Annotated in this window: 12 protein-coding genes, 1 tRNA gene and 1 pseudogene; 4 read left to right on the top strand and 10 right to left on the bottom strand. The window is 43.9% G+C overall.

Going from position 1 to position 18,644, the window contains the following annotated elements; translation table 11 throughout:
• The first annotated feature begins 2 nt into the window (after window positions 1-2).
• Window positions 3-879 (top strand): IS630 family transposase gene (locus HFV01_RS19885; RefSeq protein ID WP_193520329.1). Its coding sequence is split into 2 segments (ribosomal slippage): window positions 3-332 and window positions 334-879, totalling 876 coding nucleotides; the frame shifts between segments, so codons are not numbered across the junction.
• 19 nt (window positions 880-898) lie between these two features.
• On the opposite strand, the pseudogene HFV01_RS19880 reads toward HFV01_RS19885, so the two are convergent.
• The 3 genes and pseudogenes from HFV01_RS19880 to HFV01_RS19870 all read right to left on the bottom strand — a co-directional run.
• Window positions 899-1,606: pseudogene (locus HFV01_RS19880) on the bottom strand (ISNCY-like element ISAtsp9 family transposase); the annotation flags it as partial.
• A 314-nt stretch (window positions 1,607-1,920) separates the two neighbouring features.
• Window positions 1,921-1,993 (bottom strand) — tRNA-His (locus HFV01_RS19875).
• A gap of 173 nt (window positions 1,994-2,166) precedes the next feature.
• On the bottom strand, window positions 2,167-3,042 hold the full coding sequence (locus tag HFV01_RS19870; RefSeq protein WP_193520199.1) for an IS630 family transposase: 876 nt from the start codon (window positions 3,040-3,042) through the stop codon (window positions 2,167-2,169).
• Between the two features lie 300 nt (window positions 3,043-3,342).
• Here HFV01_RS19870 and HFV01_RS19865 point away from each other — a divergent pair, with 300 nt between their 5' ends.
• The gene (locus HFV01_RS19865; protein WP_006668133.1) at window positions 3,343-3,564 is read left to right on the top strand and encodes a hypothetical protein; all 222 of its coding nucleotides are present in this window, start codon (window positions 3,343-3,345) and stop codon (window positions 3,562-3,564) included.
• Window positions 3,565-3,604: 40 nt separating this feature from the next.
• On the opposite strand, the gene HFV01_RS19860 is transcribed toward HFV01_RS19865, so the two are convergent.
• Both HFV01_RS19860 and purB read right to left on the bottom strand, forming a co-directional pair.
• Window positions 3,605-4,303: a M15 family metallopeptidase gene (locus HFV01_RS19860; protein WP_006668132.1), complete on the bottom strand. Its 699-nt coding sequence runs from the start codon at window positions 4,301-4,303 to the stop codon at window positions 3,605-3,607.
• A gap of 118 nt (window positions 4,304-4,421) precedes the next feature.
• Window positions 4,422-5,717, bottom strand: coding sequence for an adenylosuccinate lyase (gene purB, locus HFV01_RS19855; RefSeq protein WP_006620952.1), 1,296 nt, complete (start codon window positions 5,715-5,717; stop codon window positions 4,422-4,424).
• 394 nt (window positions 5,718-6,111) lie between these two features.
• Here purB and HFV01_RS19850 point away from each other — a divergent pair, with 394 nt between their 5' ends.
• The gene (locus HFV01_RS19850; protein ID WP_006620951.1) at window positions 6,112-7,929 is read left to right on the top strand and encodes a mechanosensitive ion channel family protein; all 1,818 of its coding nucleotides are present in this window, start codon (window positions 6,112-6,114) and stop codon (window positions 7,927-7,929) included.
• 224 nt (window positions 7,930-8,153) lie between these two features.
• Window positions 8,154-8,990 carry a RusA family crossover junction endodeoxyribonuclease gene (locus tag HFV01_RS19845; RefSeq protein WP_008049189.1) on the top strand — a complete coding sequence of 279 codons (837 nt, stop codon included), beginning with the start codon at window positions 8,154-8,156 and terminating at the stop codon, window positions 8,988-8,990.
• A gap of 37 nt (window positions 8,991-9,027) precedes the next feature.
• On the opposite strand, the gene HFV01_RS19840 is transcribed toward HFV01_RS19845, so the two are convergent.
• From HFV01_RS19840 to HFV01_RS19820, 5 genes are all read right to left on the bottom strand, one after another.
• The gene (locus HFV01_RS19840) at window positions 9,028-10,260 is read right to left on the bottom strand and encodes a glycosyltransferase family 4 protein (RefSeq protein WP_006668130.1); all 1,233 of its coding nucleotides are present in this window, start codon (window positions 10,258-10,260) and stop codon (window positions 9,028-9,030) included.
• Between the two features lie 91 nt (window positions 10,261-10,351).
• Window positions 10,352-12,457: a hypothetical protein gene (locus tag HFV01_RS19835; protein ID WP_006668129.1), complete on the bottom strand. Its 2,106-nt coding sequence runs from the start codon at window positions 12,455-12,457 to the stop codon at window positions 10,352-10,354.
• A 62-nt stretch (window positions 12,458-12,519) separates the two neighbouring features.
• On the bottom strand, window positions 12,520-14,664 hold the full coding sequence (locus HFV01_RS19830) for a tetratricopeptide repeat-containing sulfotransferase family protein (protein WP_193520328.1): 2,145 nt from the start codon (window positions 14,662-14,664) through the stop codon (window positions 12,520-12,522).
• Between the two features lie 107 nt (window positions 14,665-14,771).
• Window positions 14,772-16,640, bottom strand: a complete 1,869-nt coding sequence (locus HFV01_RS19825; RefSeq protein WP_318285831.1) for a tetratricopeptide repeat protein — start codon at window positions 16,638-16,640, stop codon at window positions 14,772-14,774.
• Window positions 16,615-18,633, bottom strand: a complete 2,019-nt coding sequence (locus HFV01_RS19820; protein WP_193520327.1) for a tetratricopeptide repeat protein — start codon at window positions 18,631-18,633, stop codon at window positions 16,615-16,617. The genes HFV01_RS19825 and HFV01_RS19820 overlap by 26 nt, the downstream gene beginning before the upstream one ends.
• Window positions 18,634-18,644: the final 11 nt, after the last annotated feature.

Here is an 18,644-nt window from a genome sequence, read left to right as displayed (position 1 = left end):
AAATGCCAGCCCCCTATAGTTACGACCTCAGACAAAAAGTTATTGATGCCATTGAACTAGACGGTATGCCCAAAACAGAAGCCAGTGAAGTTTTCCATGTCAGCCGGAACACCATTAATCTCTGGCTGCAAAGAAAAGCACAGACCGGAGACTTCCTCCCTAAACCTAATCACCGACCTGGCAATAACCACAAAATTACCGACTGGCAGAAATTCAAGGCTTTTGCCCAAGAGCATGGCCACAAAACCTCCGCTCAAATGGCTGAACTTTGGGATGACGACATCTCTCCTCGCACCATATCCAGAGCCTTGAAGAAAATTGGCTTCACCAGAAAAAAAAACTTACGGCTACCAAGAACGTTGGAAGCAACAGCGAGAGGAGTTTATGGCTCAGATTGAACATATGGAGCCACAAGAAGTGGTCTACCTCGATGAAGCCGGCATGAATAGTCAGGACTCGGATTACCCTTATGGTTACTGCGAGGAAGGAAAACGCTTCCATGCACTCAAATCAGGGAAGAGGCAGGGCAGGGTAAGTATGATAGCCGCATGGTGTCATCAACAACTCTTAGCTCCCTTTAGCTTTGAGGGTTGTTGTAATCGGACAGTGTTTGAGTTGTGGTTGGAGTTCATCTTAATTCCAACATTGAAGCCAGGTCAGACTCTAGTATTGGACAATGCAACGTTTCATAAAGGGGGGCGGATTGCTGAACTGGTGGAGGCAGCTCAATGCCGTTTACTCTATCTACCACCTTATTCGCCAGACCTCAACAAGATAGAGAAATGTTGGTCGTGGCTGAAAGCCCGTATTCGCCACTGCATTGAGCAGTTTGATTCTCTCCATGATGCCATGGATTCCGTTCTCAAAGCTGCGTCCTAACCACCTTGACTAATGCTATAGTATGAGACTCGGGGCGACAGACCACGATGAAGTTAAGTTGCTGCTCCAGAAACTGCTGGCACAACGGTTGATGGCAATAGAGATCATCTCCTAAAACCGTGACCTTCACAGCCCATTAGCGTTGCCCTTGACTTGATAGCCAGCGTTTCGCGGCAGCATTTTCACAGTCTTGCTTGTCATGACCATCTTGGGGCACGATCAATTCAGGAACCAAGGGAATCACACCAGTCTTTCCCGGACAGACGATGACTGGGGTGACAACGCTATGGAAGTAATGGGTTTCTCCTGACTTCAGGGTGCGCTTCGAGCATTGGGGGCAGTGAATTTTGTAGGAACTGAAGTATTCAGTGCCATCCAACGCTACTAATAGACTGCCCCCAAGTGAACGGAAGCCTTCTAACTGCCCCTGGACTTCCAATACTTGTAAGATATCCTCAAAGACCGGAAAGATGTGGTCTGGTGACACTGAGTCCAACAAATCCCGGATGTGGTTGTCCGAGGGAATTTGATGAATCCCAAACCAGCTTTGAGCATTGCTCTTGCCTTTGTTGCCTTCCATGGTGCGTTGATAGGCAAGGAATGATGGGGTTTGAGTGAAGAACACACTAAACGCGCTTAGAGCTGCGTCTTCCATCCCATAGTGGCTATTCTTACCAGTACGCTTGTCCGGTAACGAGGACAAACGCTGGCGAAAAGAACTGACGATTGTGTCAAACAACTTATGTTTTTCCAACGGCTCTGACCATATTGGCTCTTGGATGTCCTTACACTACCCCATTTTCCGTCCTTGAGTCGCTTTTTTCTAAAATGAGAATTGCTGGGGGGAGGAATGGATATTTGACAGATTGATTAAGTTGTGCTTATTGATTAACCCGTCAATAATTAAGTTTTGTTGCTAAGGGATATGCACTAATCGTCCCGTGTGCTAAGACTGAATGGAGTGCATATTAAGTGTAACGGTACGACTATCGGGTTAAGTAAATCCCGCTATTGCAGCTAGGATAAGGTGATAGACTTCAGGGCGAACGATGGGATTCGAACCCACGAGTGGAGGAACCACAATCCTCTGCCTTAACCACTTGGCTACGCCCGCCATACGATTAGTAATCGTAGCACAGACATCAAATAAAAAGCAATAACCTGAGCGAAATTTTTTTTTCGGCTAGCGGAGACAGGGAAAAGCCGGGTTAACCCAATCATGAGCAGGTATCGAGTCCCTAATGGACAGATGAGTTAACCCATCAGATATAGCACTAGTCAATACGGTTAGGACGCAGCATTGAGAACAGAATCCATGGCATCATGGAGAGAATCAAACTGCTCAATACAATGGCGAATGCGGGCTTTCAACCACGACCAACATTTCTCTATCTTGTTGAGCTCTGGCGAACAAGGCGGAAGATAGAGTAAACGGCATTGAGCTGCCTCCACCAGTTCAGCAATCCGCCCCCCTTTATGAAACGTTGCATTGTCCAATACTAGAGTCTGACCTGGCTTCAATGTTGGAATTAAGATCAACTCCAACCACAACTCAAACACTGTCCGATTACAACAACCCTCAAAGGTAAAGGGAGCTAAGAGTTGTTGATCACACCATGCGGCCATATAGCTCACCCTGCCCTGCCTCTTCCCTGATTTGAGGGCATGGAAGCGTTTTCCTTCCTCGCAGTAACCATAAGGGTAATCCGAGTCCTGACTATTCATGCCGGCTTCATCGAGGTAGACCACTTCTTGTGGCTCCATCTGTTCAATCTGAGCAATAAACTCCTCTCGCTGTTGCTTCCAACGTTCTTGGTAGCCGTAAGTTTTTTTTCTGGTGAAGCCAATTTTCTTCAAGGCTCTGGATATGGTGCGAGGAGAGATGTCGTCATCCCAAAGTTCAGCCATTGGAGCGGAGGTTTGATCGCCATGCTCTTGGGCAAAAGCCTTGAATTTCTGCCAGTCGGTAATTTTGTGGTTATTGCCAGGTGGGTGATTAGGTTTAGGGAGGAAGTCTCCGGTCTGTGCTTTTCTTTGCAGCCAGAGATTAATGGTGTTCCGGCTGACATGGAAAACTTGACTGGCTTCTGTTTTGGGCATACCGTCTAGTTCAATTGCATCAATAACTTTTTGTCTGAGGTCGTAACTATAGGGGGCTGGCATTTTGGGTCTTCTTAGTCATCTCGTCCTCTCCATTATACGTCCTAACTTTCCTGTCTTGTGCTATAGATGTGTTATTGGGAAAAAGCCCCGCTGATTTGTTGGTCAAGCGGGGCTTTTTACTGTTGAAAGTTTGAATGTAGAATAGAAATAGTCCGGTCGCTGACCCGATGCTAGGGAACTCTACCATCGCAGCCAGGTAAAGCTCTGTAAAGAGTTTGGCGTTATTCACGGGATCTTCATATTTTCCCATTAGGCTTGATGTTGTAGCCCAAACCCTGCATCCCCCTGGAGGTAGAAATTATGCCATCAGTGTATCTAGCACTACTTATATTAACATTTGGCTCTCTTTTGGTGTATATGCAAACATCCGAAGATATTCCCTTTGTTTTGGCAGGATTAACCGGAATTGTTTGTTTTATATGGGGTTTCGCCTTTGCACACTGGAGCCTACAAATCTTAATTGTTTTGGGTCTATTAAAACTATATAAACTCCACATTCCTGATAGTCTCACTTCCCGGTAATGGACAAAATACCCCTGAACTATCAGGGGTATTTTTACTTTTAAGGTACTCGGTCAAGACTGACATTAAGTAAACCATACCTTTCCCAGCCTTGAGCATCAAAATGCCACCATTCAGTCATTAAGGGTTCAAAGCCATATTGTTTCATTTTCAACTCTAATAAGTTGCTATTGCGACGGACTTGGGGTTCATTGCCTGTGTAATCTCTCCAGGCTTTCTCGGTAAAATCATCGTAATCTGTAGGCATTTCCAGAGGTTGACCAGTTCTCAAATCTACTAGAGTCAAATCAACCGCCGCGCCGCGATTGTGACGGGAACCCCGCGCCGGATTACCTACATAACGGGAATCTGGGAGAATTTGCCACATTTGCCAAGTCACAGACCAAGGGCGATAACAATCATAAACCATTAACCCTAATCCCATGGTTTCTAGGTCTTTTTGTACATCGGAAAGTCTCTGGGCGAAGGGACGACGGAGTAGGCATCGAGACACAGGGTAAAGGGTTCGGTTGACAAAATTATTGGGGGTTGCATAGCGAATATCTAAGCGAATATTGCGATTGACAGATTGAATATCTACCAGTCGATTAGCTGCTGAAACTTGGCTATAATCTGTAATGAGGTTAGGGGGAGGTGTTTGAGCGATTAAAGGCAGGCTGTAAGCTGGTTCTGCCCACAAGTTACATGACCAAAATACCAGAACAAATGTAATGATAACTAACGCAGTTTTTCTTAGCATATTACCTCTTTATTGTCAAGATTTTTGGCAGTTCAATTTAGATAAATTTCATCGGCAGGGAATTATTAACTAAGTATTGACTATTGATACTGAGAGTAAATTCCCTGAGCCAGAGGATTTAGATGCTTAATCTTTGATAGATGTCATCTAAATGTTTAAGGTGATGTTCAGCCTGAAAACAGGATTCAATTTCATCTGGGGATAGGTAAGACTGGATAGCAGAGTCTTGGGTAATTAATTGATGAAAATCCCCGTCGGGAGTATTCCAAGCCTGATGAGCGCAGGATTGAACAATGCGATAAGCGTCCTCCCGACTCATGCCTTTTTCCACTAGGGTAAGTAAGACGCGCTGGCTGAAGACTACGCCACCATAGAGGTTCATATTCCGCTTCATGTTGTCAGGATAAACCAGAAGATTTTTCACCAAATCTGTGATTTCTACTAACATGAAATGGGTAATAATGGAAGCATCGGGTAAAATCATGCGTTCGACAGAACTATGGGAAATATCCCGTTCATGCCATAGGGCTACATTTTCTAAGGCGGCGATCGCATGACCACGCACAATGCGGGCTAGTCCGGTGAGGCGTTCGCTACGGATAGGGTTGCGTTTGTGAGGCATAGCAGATGAGCCTTTTTGACCCCGTGCGAAAAATTCCTCTACTTCTAAAACGTCTGTACGTTGCAGATTGCGGATTTCTACGGCAAATCTCTCAATGGAAGCAGCCAGCAAGGCGAGGGTTTGCACATATTCAGCATGAATATCTCGGGAAATTACCTGAGTTGAGGCGGTGTCGGGTTGCAGTCCCAGTTTTTGACAGGCGATCGCCTCTACCCTCGGATCAACATTAGCATAGGTTCCCACCGCCCCGGAAATCTTACCTACAGCGATTTGTTGTCGCAGACGTACCAGACGTTCCCGGTTGCGACAGACTTCGGCTAACCATCCGGCTAGTTTAAAGCCAAAGGTGATGGGTTCGGCGTGAATACCATGCGATCGACCAATCATCACGGTATTTCGATGCTGTTGCGCCTGATAGCGAATGGCTTGGGCTAGGGTCTCTACCTGTTCGAGAAGTAAATCCGTACTAGCTACCAGTTGCAAAGCTAGGGCTGTGTCTAAAACGTCGGAACTGGTTAACCCTAGGTGAATGTAGCGTCCAGCATCCCCAACATATTCGTTAACATTGGTAAGAAAGGCAATCACATCATGGCGCACTTGGGCTTCAATTTCTAGGACGCGCGCTAGGTCAAAATTGGCTTTGGCTTGAATTTCCTCCACGGCTGACTCTGGAATATAGCCGAGTTCGGCTTGGGCTTCACAGGCGGCAATTTCCACCTGTAGCCACGTTTTTAGCTTATAGTTGTCTGTCCACAGCGAACCCATTTCGGGTAAGGTATAGCGTTCAATCATTGGGATTGTCAGAACTCTGTTGATTTTTAAGGCTAGTGTCTAAAATTCTCTACTGGCTAGGGTTTAGCAGGTTTTGGCTTAATCGGGAAGTTTGAACACCCGACGATCGCAAAATCACAGCTCCTCGACCAATATTTCATTTTGACATACCACCGTGCCTAAGATTACTAGATTCCCGGTCTGTCAACACCGATCAATCTGGGGATGTATCATGGGTGCATTTGGGAGACCCCCAGATCACCAGCCAGCCCACCCCCAGGACCACTAATCAGCTATGCCTTTTGAGATATTCCTTTCAGCCTGTTGTCAGCTTAGGGGCTTAACATAAAATTAGCAAGCGCTATAATATCAGAGTTTTGTCTTGTCCTGACTCTCTTGAGGTGCTATCGGCTATATGATGAAAGGCAAATTTTATAGGTTTCATCGAGTAATTAAATGTTTTGCGATCGGTTTATTAGCCGTGGGGATGTTCGCCCCTTGGGGAACTGCAGCGATCGCACAATTGCCACCCCTTCCCACATTTCAGGATATCACGAGAGTCAGTAACCCTCGGATTCGAGCTAGAGCCTGTGCTAACTTATTTTGTGCCCCGGTTAGACTCGATAATCGCAGCATCCTTGAAGTCACTTCTCAACCGACTATCTCCCCAGATCATCCTCAAGATTTTGACGTTCAGCAGAGAGTTCAACGCATTGAAAAAATTTTGATGTCCATTGTGGCGGCGGTAGAAAATCCCGACACCCTCCGAATTGAAGTGGGTATCCGCAATGATGAAACTGTCGTGTATGCTCCTGAACAACCGCAAATACAGGATCAGGTGATCATCACAATTACTGATTTTGACTCCCTTCATCAAGGACAATCTAAAAAAGCGATCGCTAAACAGTGGCGAGATACCATCTATCAAGAATTGTACCGTTCCATCTCAGAACGCCGCGCCTTTCAACAGTATTTCTGGAATCGCAAACTTCCCTTTACCCTCCTATTTTTGGGGATAATCATCCTGAGTAGCTGGATATTATGGCAAGTCCAGAAAATCATTGACCGAGAAAATCAACGCATCCAAAATTTATCTCAAACCGCCACAGATATTATTGAAGCTGACCCCAACTCTGACCCTAAAATCATACCTAAATCCCGGTTTAAATTTGGATTTAATCAGATTTGGAGTCGTTTACCCAATCTTTCTCCTAATCAAAAAAAGCAAGTTATTCAATTCCTCCGGCAGGTAACTCAGTGGGGACAAATTTTTATTTGGTTAGGGGGATTAGCCTATCTTTTATATTACTATCCAGCCACCCGCGCCATAGGTGTAGCCCTAGGGGGAGTTCCCCTCTCTTTATTGGTTTATTATCTCATTGTCATTGCCTCCATTAAAATCAGCCATTTGTCTATTGAATATTCCTTGCAAGAATGGGTTAACCAATCTCTGTTTAAATATCCCAATTCGCAGCAAAGATTTCTGTCACGACAAATCACATATATGGCAGCCCTGAAAGGTTTGGCATCATTTACCAGTTACTTTGTTGGCATTTTGTTGACCCTTAATACCATTCTCAGTTCAGTTTTTAATATTCAGATGAATGAAATATTAACCGGGGTCGGTGTCATTGGTTTTGCCTTAACTTACATCTTTCAGAGTACCATTAAAGATGTCTTAAATGGCTGTTTAATTTTGTGGAGTGACCAATATGCCGTCGGTGATGTAATTGCCGTAGAAGATAAAAGTGGTTTGGTCGAGTATATAAATCTTTATATCACCCAAATTCGCAATCTTGATGGCAATTTAATCACCATTCCTAATGGCAGTATTTCCATTGTAGAAAATATGACCAAAAATTGGTCGCGAGTTAATTTTACTATTGAGGTAGCCTATGATTCCGATATCCGCAAAGCCATGGAGGTTATGAAACAAGTCGGAGAAGAAATGCTACAGGAACCCCATTGGCGGAATTTGATTTTAGAATTACCCCAAGTTTTGGGGGTTGATGCCGTGAGTCATCGGGGAATATTGGTCCGCATTTGGATTACTACTCAACCTGTGAAACAGTGGGAAGTCGGTCGAGAGTTTCGGTGTCGGGTCAAAGAAGCCTTCGACCGTGAAGGGATTAAAATTGGCATTCCTCAGCAAACTTTGTGGCATCAAGGCTATCATCATTTATTAGACCAAAATGGTAATCATGGCGGTGAGTTTTCCTCTTCTGTCAATTGACACTGACCTTATGACCCCCAATTCTCCTACTGAAGTAAGATGCAGGAGGCTAGATTAGAACTAACAGTTCCCAAACAGCCTGTTATTTATATGGGGTAGGAAATGCTCGGCGTGGTAGCTGTAGCGTGAATCCGTTAAACTACTGATACTGACCTGGGGATGGGGTACTGAGAACCCCCTAGTAGAGGAAAATTGATAACTAATGAGGTGGACTTGAGATTATTGTGTTAACTGAACTGAAACCGAAAATTTCTGAATTAGAAAATCTGGCGCGTGCCATTAGCTACGAACATCAGCGGTGTCTAGGAAGTCCCCAGACGGCGTTAGTTCCGGCTTACCATGCGGGAGTTTTATTGCTACAAGCACAAACCAAATTGACCTCGACTGACTGGGAAGGTTGGCTAGAGTCGATTGATATTTCTGCCCAAAGTGCTGACACTTATATGCAGATTGCTCGCACTTGGCCAGGATTTCTGGGGGTGGAAATAGGCATCGAGGCGGCTTGTATTGGGGAATATGCACCACAACCCAAACCTTTGGAATCAGAAGCCCAGAAGGAAGTAGAACCCCCCATAGAGGAAGTAGAACCCCCCATAGAGGAGGTCAAGGACTATGATACCCCTATTGATGTAGAATTTACCCCGGTTCCCCCAGAGGAGGAAATACCGCCCAAGACGGAATTGATTAGCTTTGTAATTGAGGGTGCTGTAGTTCCGAAGGCGCGTCCCCGGGTTACCAGTAATGGGACTTATTTACCTCCTCGATATCGGGAGTGGCGGAACCGGGCGGAAGTTGAATTGTATCGCCAGATATCAGAACGGAATTTAACAAATAAATTTCCCCTCAGACGGGCGGCGGTGACTATCCGTTTGTTTGGTAATCATCGGACCAATTCTGATATTGATAATTTGGCTGGTGCTTGTTTAGATGCTTTGACGTTGCAAGGGGCGGGGGTTTTGATGGATGACCGCTTGAGTTGTTTACCTAAACTGAGGGTAGAGTTTTTTCCAGATATCCCTAAAACTGGAGTATGGATAGACATTGAACCTCTTAGTTATTAACAGTTAATTAGCGGTTAATTATATAGATAACTTTTGACTAATTTAAATGCAGTTTAACCGCTATTTTAGCATCTTGTACTACGTCAATATATAACCTTTCTATATGGGTGATATTCTCATCTAAAGTATATTTTTCTAGGACTCTATTTCGGGCTTTTTTACCTAAAACAGTTGCCATTTCAGGGTGGTCTCTAAACACAGGTAATAAGGTTTGTAGTTGACTGCTAACGCCTTGGGTTTTTAAGACGACACCCGCGCCATTTTCTAAGACTTCACCATCAGCACCAGCATCGGTGGCTATGCAGGCGACACCACAGGCCATAGCTTCCAGTAGAGATAAGGATAGTCCTTCGACTAAGGAGGGTAAAATAAACACATCGGAGCCGCGTAAAATTTCGATGCGCTTATCTTCATCGCCGATAAAACCTGCCCAAATTATGCCGTCTTCTAAGCCATACAAGCCTTGCAGATAAGGGGCTAAGGGTCCATCTCCTACTAATAATAGGCGGCAGTTTTCACCCATGCGGGCTTTTTTCCAGCCTTTTAACATGGCTTCGACATTTTTTTCGGTGGCGATGCGTCCTTGATAGACGAAAATCCGATCGCTTTGAAGTTGAGATTTGAGGCGAGAGGTTCCGGGAGAATATTTTTGGACATCCACGCCATTAGGAATAATGGCTACTTTGTGTTCAGCGACTCCGAGTTTAACCAGTAAATCTTTCTGAATTTGAGAAAAGACAATTACCCGGTGATAATTAGCCAGGAAGGGAGCATAAATCTGGTACATCAGATGCTGAGTCCCAGAAGTCAGGTTGCGGAGTTTGCGATCGAAAGGGGGGTGAAAGGTGGCTACTAAGGGTAAGTTTAATTCTTCGCAAATTTCTGGGAGGAGGAAATCAAGGGGAGACAGGGTTAAGGAGGCATGAACCAGATCAGGCTTTAATGCTTGCAGAGACCGCATCAGTACCTTACTAGATTTGAGGGTAGGGATGGTGTAGATCTGAGACTTATAGAGACAGGGAAGTGGCACTTCTTTGGTTCTCTGAGTGTCACCGAGAGAATCGCTACTAAACTGGAAATCTTGGGCTGTAATTTTCCAGTGTCCATTTTCTGGGGGCCACTGTTCTCGACGTTCGGGGTGGGTGGTTTCTTGGGCAAAATGGATAAAGCTAACCTGATATCCCCGGTCAAGCAGCATATTGGTTACTTCCCGAGAGTAGGTAACGTTACCGCAAAATGGTGATTTTTTTCCAAGCCAAGCAATGTGCATTCAGATATGTTTGTATAAGGGTGATGGTCTTTTCGGATGACTTTATCATGGAGTTATAACCGTTGGCATCCTTCCCGGGGAAAATCGCAGATCAAAATTTACCGAGTCCTCCCCAAATCATGCCGGAAAATATGCCCCAGGCTGAACCAATCCCTGCGGAAACGATAATGGCTCCTAACAATAGGGGGATGCTGTTGTCTGGGGGGCTGGTTTGCAGCAATTGAGGAAATAGGGTAGATGCGATCGCTCCTAAAAAAGCGCCGGTAATAACTCCCAGGAAATTACCCCAAACCATACCCACCCACGCTCCCCGTCGTCCGGCTAGTCGTATAGCAGTGGGGAGGGGTGGTGCGCCGCCAATGGTGCCAAAGGTAGCACCAGATAGAATCCCCCCCAACGCACCCAATCCGGCGGCGACAATGGCTGTGACACAAATGCGAGAGATGATCTCTGGGGTGGAGTTACCAGGCTGGTCTAATTCCATGGCGAGGACGGCGATCGCTCCTAAAAGACTACCGATGGCTGTACCCAAAAAGGCTCCCCATATAGCACCTAGAATCATGCCATTTTTACCGTGTACACGGCCCTTGGGAACCGATAGAGGGGGTTTAAAGAGGTTCCAGATGGTACCCCACACCATACCCATAAACGCGCCCCACATAATCGCCTGACCAATGAGGGCATCTTGTTCTAAAGCGCCGAAAACGACTCCAGCTATGGCGGCGGCGATGAAGGTTCCACATAGACCACCAATGATGACGGGGATTTTGCTAGGTCCGGTAATGGGTTCGGGTATGAATAACCCGGCGGTGGCACCGAAAAAACAGCCCCAAATGCTACCGACGATCATGGCTCCGAGTATGCCGCTGGTGGGTCCAAAGAGGGCGAAAATTATGGCGACGATCGCTGATAAACAGGTAACTCCCCAAACACCCCCAACTATTGCGCCTTCGGTAATATGCCAAATTGCTAACCATGTGCGCGGTGATCTGATAATGGCGGGAGGTTGGGGACGTTTGAGGACCCGTCTGGGGCTTTTGGTGGTGGGGGTGATGACTCGCGATGGTTGTTGGGGACGGGTAACTCTAGGGTTGAGGGTGAGACGATGGCGCTTTTTGATTTTTAGTGGTTCTAGGTGTTGACCGGAACGCACAGCCTCTCGGGACGGAAAGGGATCGCGTCCTCCTAGTTGGCGGGTGCGATCGCACCAAGGACAGGATTTGAGATGGTTACTGTATCGGTGTTGTCGATTCTTAGTACAGGTGGTTAGGTCGGATTCTGCTTGCTTGAGCGCCTGTGTCCAAGCTATGGCTGGGGGGCGTTTTTCGGGGTAGTTGTGGCCGTCTTCAAAACAGCGGATAAATAGTTCCTGTAGGCTGGGGTGAAGGGTTTTGAAGGAGGGGGCTAAGGGCATCGGTTGGTAGGGGACTGGTTTTTTCCCATAGACGAAATGACCGGCTTTGATCCGCGCTTCTATGGCTGGGGGGTCGCCACTGCCTTGATATACCCCAGAAAAGGGGTGTGTTCCTTCCATTAGTAGTTGAAATATCAGCACTGCTAAACCAAAGCGATCGTGTTCTGCTGTGCGATCGATATCTCGGAAAGTCTGATTTTGCAATTCTGGCGGCGTAAATTCCGCTTTTCCTACCGGACAGCGAAACGTCAGGTCAGTATAGGGGTCGCGCACTTGGAAGGAGTCTGTATCTACTAGGGTGACAATGGCGGTATCGCTGACTAAAATATTGGATTCGTTGACATCTCCTACTACATAGCCTCCGCTGTGAATATCGTTAAAAGCGGCAGCTAGGTTGCGCGCAGTACGGTGTAGGTAGAGATAGTTAAATAGGGGTTTCTGTTCCCGGCGGGTTTTGGGGGTGTAAAATGTGTGGATGGGTGCAGCCGCCGTGACTCGCGGCATTAGATACCCAACAATGTGGGGGCGGTTATCGACAGTCCGCAACAGGTCGATCGGCCAAGCTATTAAGGTCATCCCCGGCATTACGTCTAAATTGGCAGGGGGGGCGTTGTACATTAGGGTTAGTTTGTCTGCGTCTTCGTCCGTCGGGTTATGGTAGATTTTGGCTACTAGGGTGGGGTCGTTGGCAACAACGTAGATGCGACCCTCACCACCACTCCCAATGGGGTTTCTGGTGTCGAGGGTGATGATTTTTCCATTAAACTGGCGCTGCAACCGCATTATGCTTAGGAAATTGGGATAGGGCTGATATTATCCTCAAGGATAGCGCTTTCGGACGGTTATCAATGCCAATTTAATTGTCGTCCTAAAAATTCCTCTAGTTTCTGATTATGGGGTCGGAAGAATTCCCGGAGTTGCTGGAAAACTGGATCTTGGCGATCGACTTCATATTCTCCAGCGTTGAAGGGGTGATATTTATGGAGTTGGTGGGGGGAGAGTTCCAAAAATTCTAAGACCTGATTGAAAATGGCTTGGGGATGTTCGTAAAAGTCTTCGCTACGAATAATCAAAAACTGCTCCCGGGGAAATACTGACATCCAATTTTCCAGAAAATTGATATATATGCCTCTGGCTAGGTATTTCTTTTCACCTTGTAAGCCGGGAGAATTAAATTCGATATGATCTAGGTTAGACATGATTTCTAATTCCGTGGTAAAAGCCTCTTTCCAAGACCTCTTTTCCCACATTAATCTCTGCCAATGATAATAATGTGAAAAACTCCTGATTATCGGATTTCTCAATAACACAATCAGTTTCATGCGCGGAAATACTTCCCAGACGCGGCGGGGAACTTCTGGGATCTCTAAATAGTGAGGGGTGGCTTCTCCCGTGATAAATTCTGCTGAGGTCGCTAGGTGGGGAAAATGGGAAAGATACCAGTCTAAACCTCGATAAAACAGCATAGCCCAAAAGTAAACTTCTTTTTTGATGCAGGGTAATACTTGCGGATGTTTACTTAAATAGTTGTACAGGGAAGTAGTCCCGCCTTTTTGAGTGCCAATAATTAAAAAATTCGGGTGCATGGGATGGTTATTGTCCCAATATTGACTAGCAATTTCTGGGCGATTTTTTAACAGTTTTTTGTGGCTGGCATTTCGATAATGGGTGATGGCTTCTTGGATATTTCCTTGACGACTTAAAGCCTCTCCCAGGTTCATAGAAACTACATGAAAATCAGCAAAGTCTTGGAGTTTCTGGCGATAGATTTCAATGACGATATCAAGTTGATTGTGTTCGGATAATAAATTCCACAGATTCCAATATGACCAATAAAAATGAGGCCGAATATTTACGGCTTTGATATAGGCTTCTATAGCCTTAATTGGTTTTCCTTGGCGCAGAAATATCTGGGCTAATTGCAGACAAGCATCAAAGCATTCTGGGTCGATTTCTAGGGCTTTTTGGAAATTTTTAATCGCCTGATTCCATTTCTTGAATCTTACGGCTGCCTCGGCTAGTTTTTGGTGAATTATCGCCGATTTATCTGGATGGTTATTTAGGAGTTCTTTATAGTTACTAAAAATTTCCTGCCATGATTCGAGGTGGTTCAAAAGTTCTAAGAGTTTTAAGTAAGGCCATGTTAATTTTGGTTGGATAGTTATGCCTTTTTGATAGGCGGCGATCGCTTGTTTTATATCTCCTTGTTTTTGGCAGATTTCCCCCAGCTTCAAATTTATCCAATCTATGTCTGGCTTCAGTTTAAGGCATTCTTGATAGGCGGCGATCGCATCCTGGTAATTTTTCTGTTCTGTGAAAACATCCCCCAAACGACTATAGACATAATACAAATCTGGGTCAATTTCCAGAGCCTGTTTATAGGCGTTTATCGCTGATTCCCATTGTTCACAATTGACGAAAGTTTCCCCTAAATTATAGGAAATTTCTGCCACGTTTGGATAAATTGCCATCGCCTTAGCATAAATGGCGATCGCTTGGGGAAATTTTCCCTGATTATCCAGTGCTTTGGCAACCTCCAGATATTCAGGAAGGTTAACATTTTGTGGTTCAATATTGATAGCTTTTAACCAACAGTAGTTGGCTTTATCCTGCTGATTAATTTGCCCAAATACTTTGGCTAAGTTGCGATAAACACCGCCAAAATCCGGTTTAATTTCGATAGCCTTTTCATAGCAGTTAATCGCAGATTGCCAATCATTTTTTTGAGCAAAAAGGCTGCCAAGATTCGCGTAAACTTCGGCAAAATTTGGCTCGATTTCTAAGGCTTTTTTATAGGATGCTTCCGCCTGATCAAACTCCCCTTGTAGCTGTTCAACAGTGCCGATAATTTTGTATGCTGGAGCCAAGTTAGGATGATATTCTAAGGCAGTTTTACAGGAAGCGATCGCCTCAGAAAATTGCTGTTGGGCTAGATATGTGTTAGCCTGCTGATATAGCTGTAATGCTAGTATTTCTTCGGAGGATGGCATTATCAATTTAAATCTTTTTCAAACTTCTAGGATGCTGAAAACATCCACTGATGGCTAATATATATAGCACAAAAATTGCCAAATGTCAATCATTGTCCATCATTAATTTAATCCCAATCAAACTCTAAATTTAAAAAATCCTGTAATCTTTGATTATGAGGATAAAAGTAATCTCGGAGTTGACTATAAACTGAAGGTTCGATTTGGGGATAACGTCCTGAGTTATAGGAACAATAGTTAGATAGTTCATAGCTAGGTAATCCCAAAAAATCCAAAACCCGATTAAAAACTTGGGACGGATTTTGATAAAAATCTTCACTGCGGATAATTAAAAACTGTTCCCTGGGAAAAATCGACATCCATTTTTCCAGAAATGGTAGATATAATCCTCGCCAGAGATATCCGGGATATTGACTTAGTTTCCTCTCCGATTCTAAATTACTTGTAATTAGGTTTAACTCCGATTTCATCACTATTTCTAAGGGTCTATATTCGCGCATTAATCTTACCCAATGGTGATATTGAGATATGGCTCGCGTGATGGGATTACGCAGTAAGAAAATTAATTTGATATCAGGAAATACCTCAAATATACGCTCAGGAACTTTGGCGGATTCCAAATAATTTGGCGTGGCTTCCCCAGTGATAATATTAGGCTCGACAAGACTGGGAGGAAAGTGGGATAAGTACCAATCTAAACCTCTGTCGAAATGCTTATCCCAAAAATGAGTTTCTTTTTTGATACAACCTACAATTTGAGGATGTTCTTCTAAATAACGATACAGAGATGTAGTGCCACCTTTTTGAGCGCCAATAATGATAAAATTAGGTGGGATAGGAGACGATTTATCTCCAGATTTCGCCATAATTTCAGGATGCGATCGCCGCATTTTTTGAGCAGCAGCATCCCGATATGCTACCATAGCCTCCGGGAACTTGTTTTGATGGCTGAGAAGTTCCCCCAAATTCAATTTCACTTGTTCAGAATCAGAAAAACGGTCAATGGCTGCTACTAAAATTTCCCGGGCTTGGTCTAGCTGTTCATATTCAGCTAAAATATTCCATAAGTTCCAATAAGACCAAGAAAAATCAGGTTTAATTTCAATGGCTTTAAGAAAGGCATTCATAGCATCTTGAATTTGACCTTTTTGCAGTAAAATTTTACCCAAATTGCGATAGGTTTCAAAGCAATTATAATCTACGGTTAAATGTTGATAATAAACTTTAATGAGTTCGTCCCATTGGTGATGCTCAATTAAGATTTTTTCTAAGCTACGATAGGTCATGGTAGACTGGGGATTAACTTTCAGAGCTTTTTGATAAGACAAAATTGCCTGTTTCGGTCTTTTTAATGCCTTCAAAACTTCCCCTAAGTTATGATAGGCTTCAGAGGTATCAGGATATAATTTAATGGCTTGCCGATAACAGGCGATCGCCTTAGTAAATTGGCGGCACTTTAGGAACAGATTTCCTAACTTTATATAATCATCAGCACTCCCTTTCTCCGGTTCTAATTGCAGAGCTTTATATTGACATTTCATAAAATTATCGGTATCCTCTAACTCAGTCCATACTTTCGCCAAATTTCGATAAGCTCCGGCTAAATTAGGGTTAATTTTTAGGGCAGTTTTATAGGCTGTAATAGCAGGTTGCCACTGGCTTTGTTTCGCATATAAACTACCTAAATTAGAGTAAACTTCAGCAAAATTTGGTTTAATTGTTAAGGCTTGTTTATACCATTTTTCCGCCTCAGTTAACTCTCCTTTGCATTGCCAAGCTATCCCCAAAGTTTTACAGGCGATCGCTAAATCAGGGTAGAGTTTTAAGGCTTGTTCACCAGCTTGGATAGCCGACTCCCAGTCGCGATTATTAATGTACATAATAGCTTGCTGGTGAAGTTGTAATGCTAACAATTTCGGAGGTAGAGATACCATAAATAATTTAGTGAGATTAATAATAGGCTTGTAATGGTCCATCAATTTCTGATAACAACATTTCCAATTCACCAGGCTGGAAACCATCTCCGGTTTTCACTAAAAATAATTGATACCCCTCATCTATAATATCCACCCAATCTTTCACCTTTTCTAAAAATAGATTAATTCCCCGTTTAGCTTCTTGTTCTTGGTCATCTTCTTCGGAAACATTATAATCATCAAAAATCGCCATTCCTCCCACCTTTAAAAGTCGCCATGAGAGCAAAGCATCTCGGAAGGCTACCGTCGCCAAATGACAACCATCAATATAAATTAGGTCATAGTAATCAGCCGCCAGAGAATTCAGAATATTTTGAGAATATCCGACTATTTTAATCACGCGATCGCCTGCATTAGTTTGAGCAATATTGCTATTAAATTCCGGTTGAAAATATGGGTCAATACAAGTAATTGTCGCAGTCGGATGAGTCAGGATATAATCAAGCAGCCAACAGGCTGACATCCCCTGAAAACTGCCAACTTCTAAGGCTTGAAAGCCGGGAATACCCGCCAGATGATGTAAATTTTTTTCCCAGGTGGGGATATTACTACTAAACCAGTCTCGGGTAAATCGATAATTACGTTGTTCGCTAACATCCCATCCTCGGAGTTTTAAGGCGGTGCGGTGATAACTAGCAGCTTCATCTAGGCGGTTATGTTCAGATAATAAATTACCCAGTTCTGTATAAGGTTTAGGGGAGGTAGAGTCTTCTTGGGTGGCAAGTTGTAGGGAGCTAATTTTTTCCTCAAACTCTTGGTATTGCTGACAAATATTCTGATATTTTTCCAGGATTTCAGCGTTCTTAGGTTGACATTCACAGGCGAGTTTATGAAAGGCGATCGCTCCTTCAAACTGATAATTTTTAGCTAACATTTCTCCTAATTGTAAATAGGGTTCCGGGTTTTGTTTGGTCAAACCCAATTTTTGCCAATTGTGATCCGGTGGATGATTAATCATTTCCGATAACCACTGACTAGCCTTATCTACATCTGCTTGACTCTGTTCCCGGATCGCATAACCCAATTGACGATATAAACTCTTACTAACTCCCGGCCTGTCTTCAGGAACTTTTTGTAAGGCTTGTAAATATATAGGAATGGCTTGGGAAAAACGTCGGTTTCTGCTTAAAGCATCCCCCAAATTTTCATAAGCCCAGTAGGAGTTAGGGTTTAATTCAACTGCTCGAAAACAAATAGCGATCGCTTCTTGAACTTTACCAACCTCTAACAAAGATCGCCCTAATGGGAGATGAGACCAAGGAGTTAGTGGGTTAATTTCCATGGCTTTTTTATAAACAGAAATCGCTTTTTCTGGTTCCTGTAAGCGAAACCAAGAATTTCCTAATTTATGATAAGCGAGTTCATTTTTGGGGTTAATTTTAATAGCTGTTTGATAGGCAGCGATCGCGGGTTGCCAATTTCCCTGTTGAGCCAACATATTCCCTAGGTCTACATGAATGCGATCGCATTGAGGATTAAGTTCAGCACCACGCTGATAAGCCGTTTCTGCTGCTGACCATTTTTCTAAGCCACTCAGTGCATTTCCCAATAAATAATAGGCTTTAAATGAGTCGGGTTGTTTAGCGATCGCTTGCTGACAATAACTGATAGCATCTTCATATTTTCCAAACATAATTAATAATTGAGCCAGGTTACGATATAACCCCACCAAATCAGGATTAAGACGCAAAGCGACATCATAGGCTTGCACTGCATCTTGCCACAATTTATGTTCGGCATACAGACTTCCCAAATTGCCGTAAACTTCAGCAAAATCTGGTTTAATTTCTAATGCTTTTGTATAGGCAATTAAGGCTTGCTCAAAGTTACCTTGCTTCTGGTAAGCCAGTCCCAAAGTTTTATAACCATCTGGCCAATATGGTTGTCTTTCCAAGGCGAAATTACAGCAGGCGATCGCTTCCTCTAATTTACCTTCTTTGAGATGTTCAATTGCTTGTTTATGGTATATAACGGCACGGTCTGGGGTATTCATCGATAAACTCA

It is taken from the genome of Limnospira fusiformis SAG 85.79 (assembly GCF_012516315.1).
GTDB classification, from domain to species: Bacteria; Cyanobacteriota; Cyanobacteriia; order Cyanobacteriales; family Microcoleaceae; genus Limnospira; species Limnospira fusiformis.
Note: the sequence above shows the minus strand (reverse complement) of the source record. Positions and strands in the feature narration are given on the sequence as shown.

What these genes read in the sequence shown, in the direction of transcription:
- HFV01_RS19820 (WP_193520327.1), bottom strand. Translation starts at nt 18,633, where the DNA reads ATGAATACCCCAGACCGTGCCGTTATATACCATAAACAAGCAATTGAA.
- HFV01_RS19860 (WP_006668132.1), bottom strand. Translation starts at nt 4,303, where the DNA reads ATGCTAAGAAAAACTGCGTTAGTTATCATTACATTTGTTCTGGTATTT.
- purB (WP_006620952.1), bottom strand. Translation starts at nt 5,717, where the DNA reads ATGATTGAACGCTATACCTTACCCGAAATGGGTTCGCTGTGGACAGAC.
- HFV01_RS19850 (WP_006620951.1), top strand. Translation starts at nt 6,112, where the DNA reads ATGATGAAAGGCAAATTTTATAGGTTTCATCGAGTAATTAAATGTTTT.
- HFV01_RS19830 (WP_193520328.1), bottom strand. Translation starts at nt 14,664, where the DNA reads ATGCCATCCTCCGAAGAAATACTAGCATTACAGCTATATCAGCAGGCT.
- HFV01_RS19840 (WP_006668130.1), bottom strand. Translation starts at nt 10,260, where the DNA reads ATGCACATTGCTTGGCTTGGAAAAAAATCACCATTTTGCGGTAACGTT.
- HFV01_RS19825 (WP_318285831.1), bottom strand. Translation starts at nt 16,640, where the DNA reads ATGGACCATTACAAGCCTATTATTAATCTCACTAAATTATTTATGGTA.
- HFV01_RS19865 (WP_006668133.1), top strand. Translation starts at nt 3,343, where the DNA reads ATGCCATCAGTGTATCTAGCACTACTTATATTAACATTTGGCTCTCTT.
- HFV01_RS19835 (WP_006668129.1), bottom strand. Translation starts at nt 12,457, where the DNA reads ATGCGGTTGCAGCGCCAGTTTAATGGAAAAATCATCACCCTCGACACC.
- HFV01_RS19870 (WP_193520199.1), bottom strand. Translation starts at nt 3,042, where the DNA reads ATGCCAGCCCCCTATAGTTACGACCTCAGACAAAAAGTTATTGATGCA.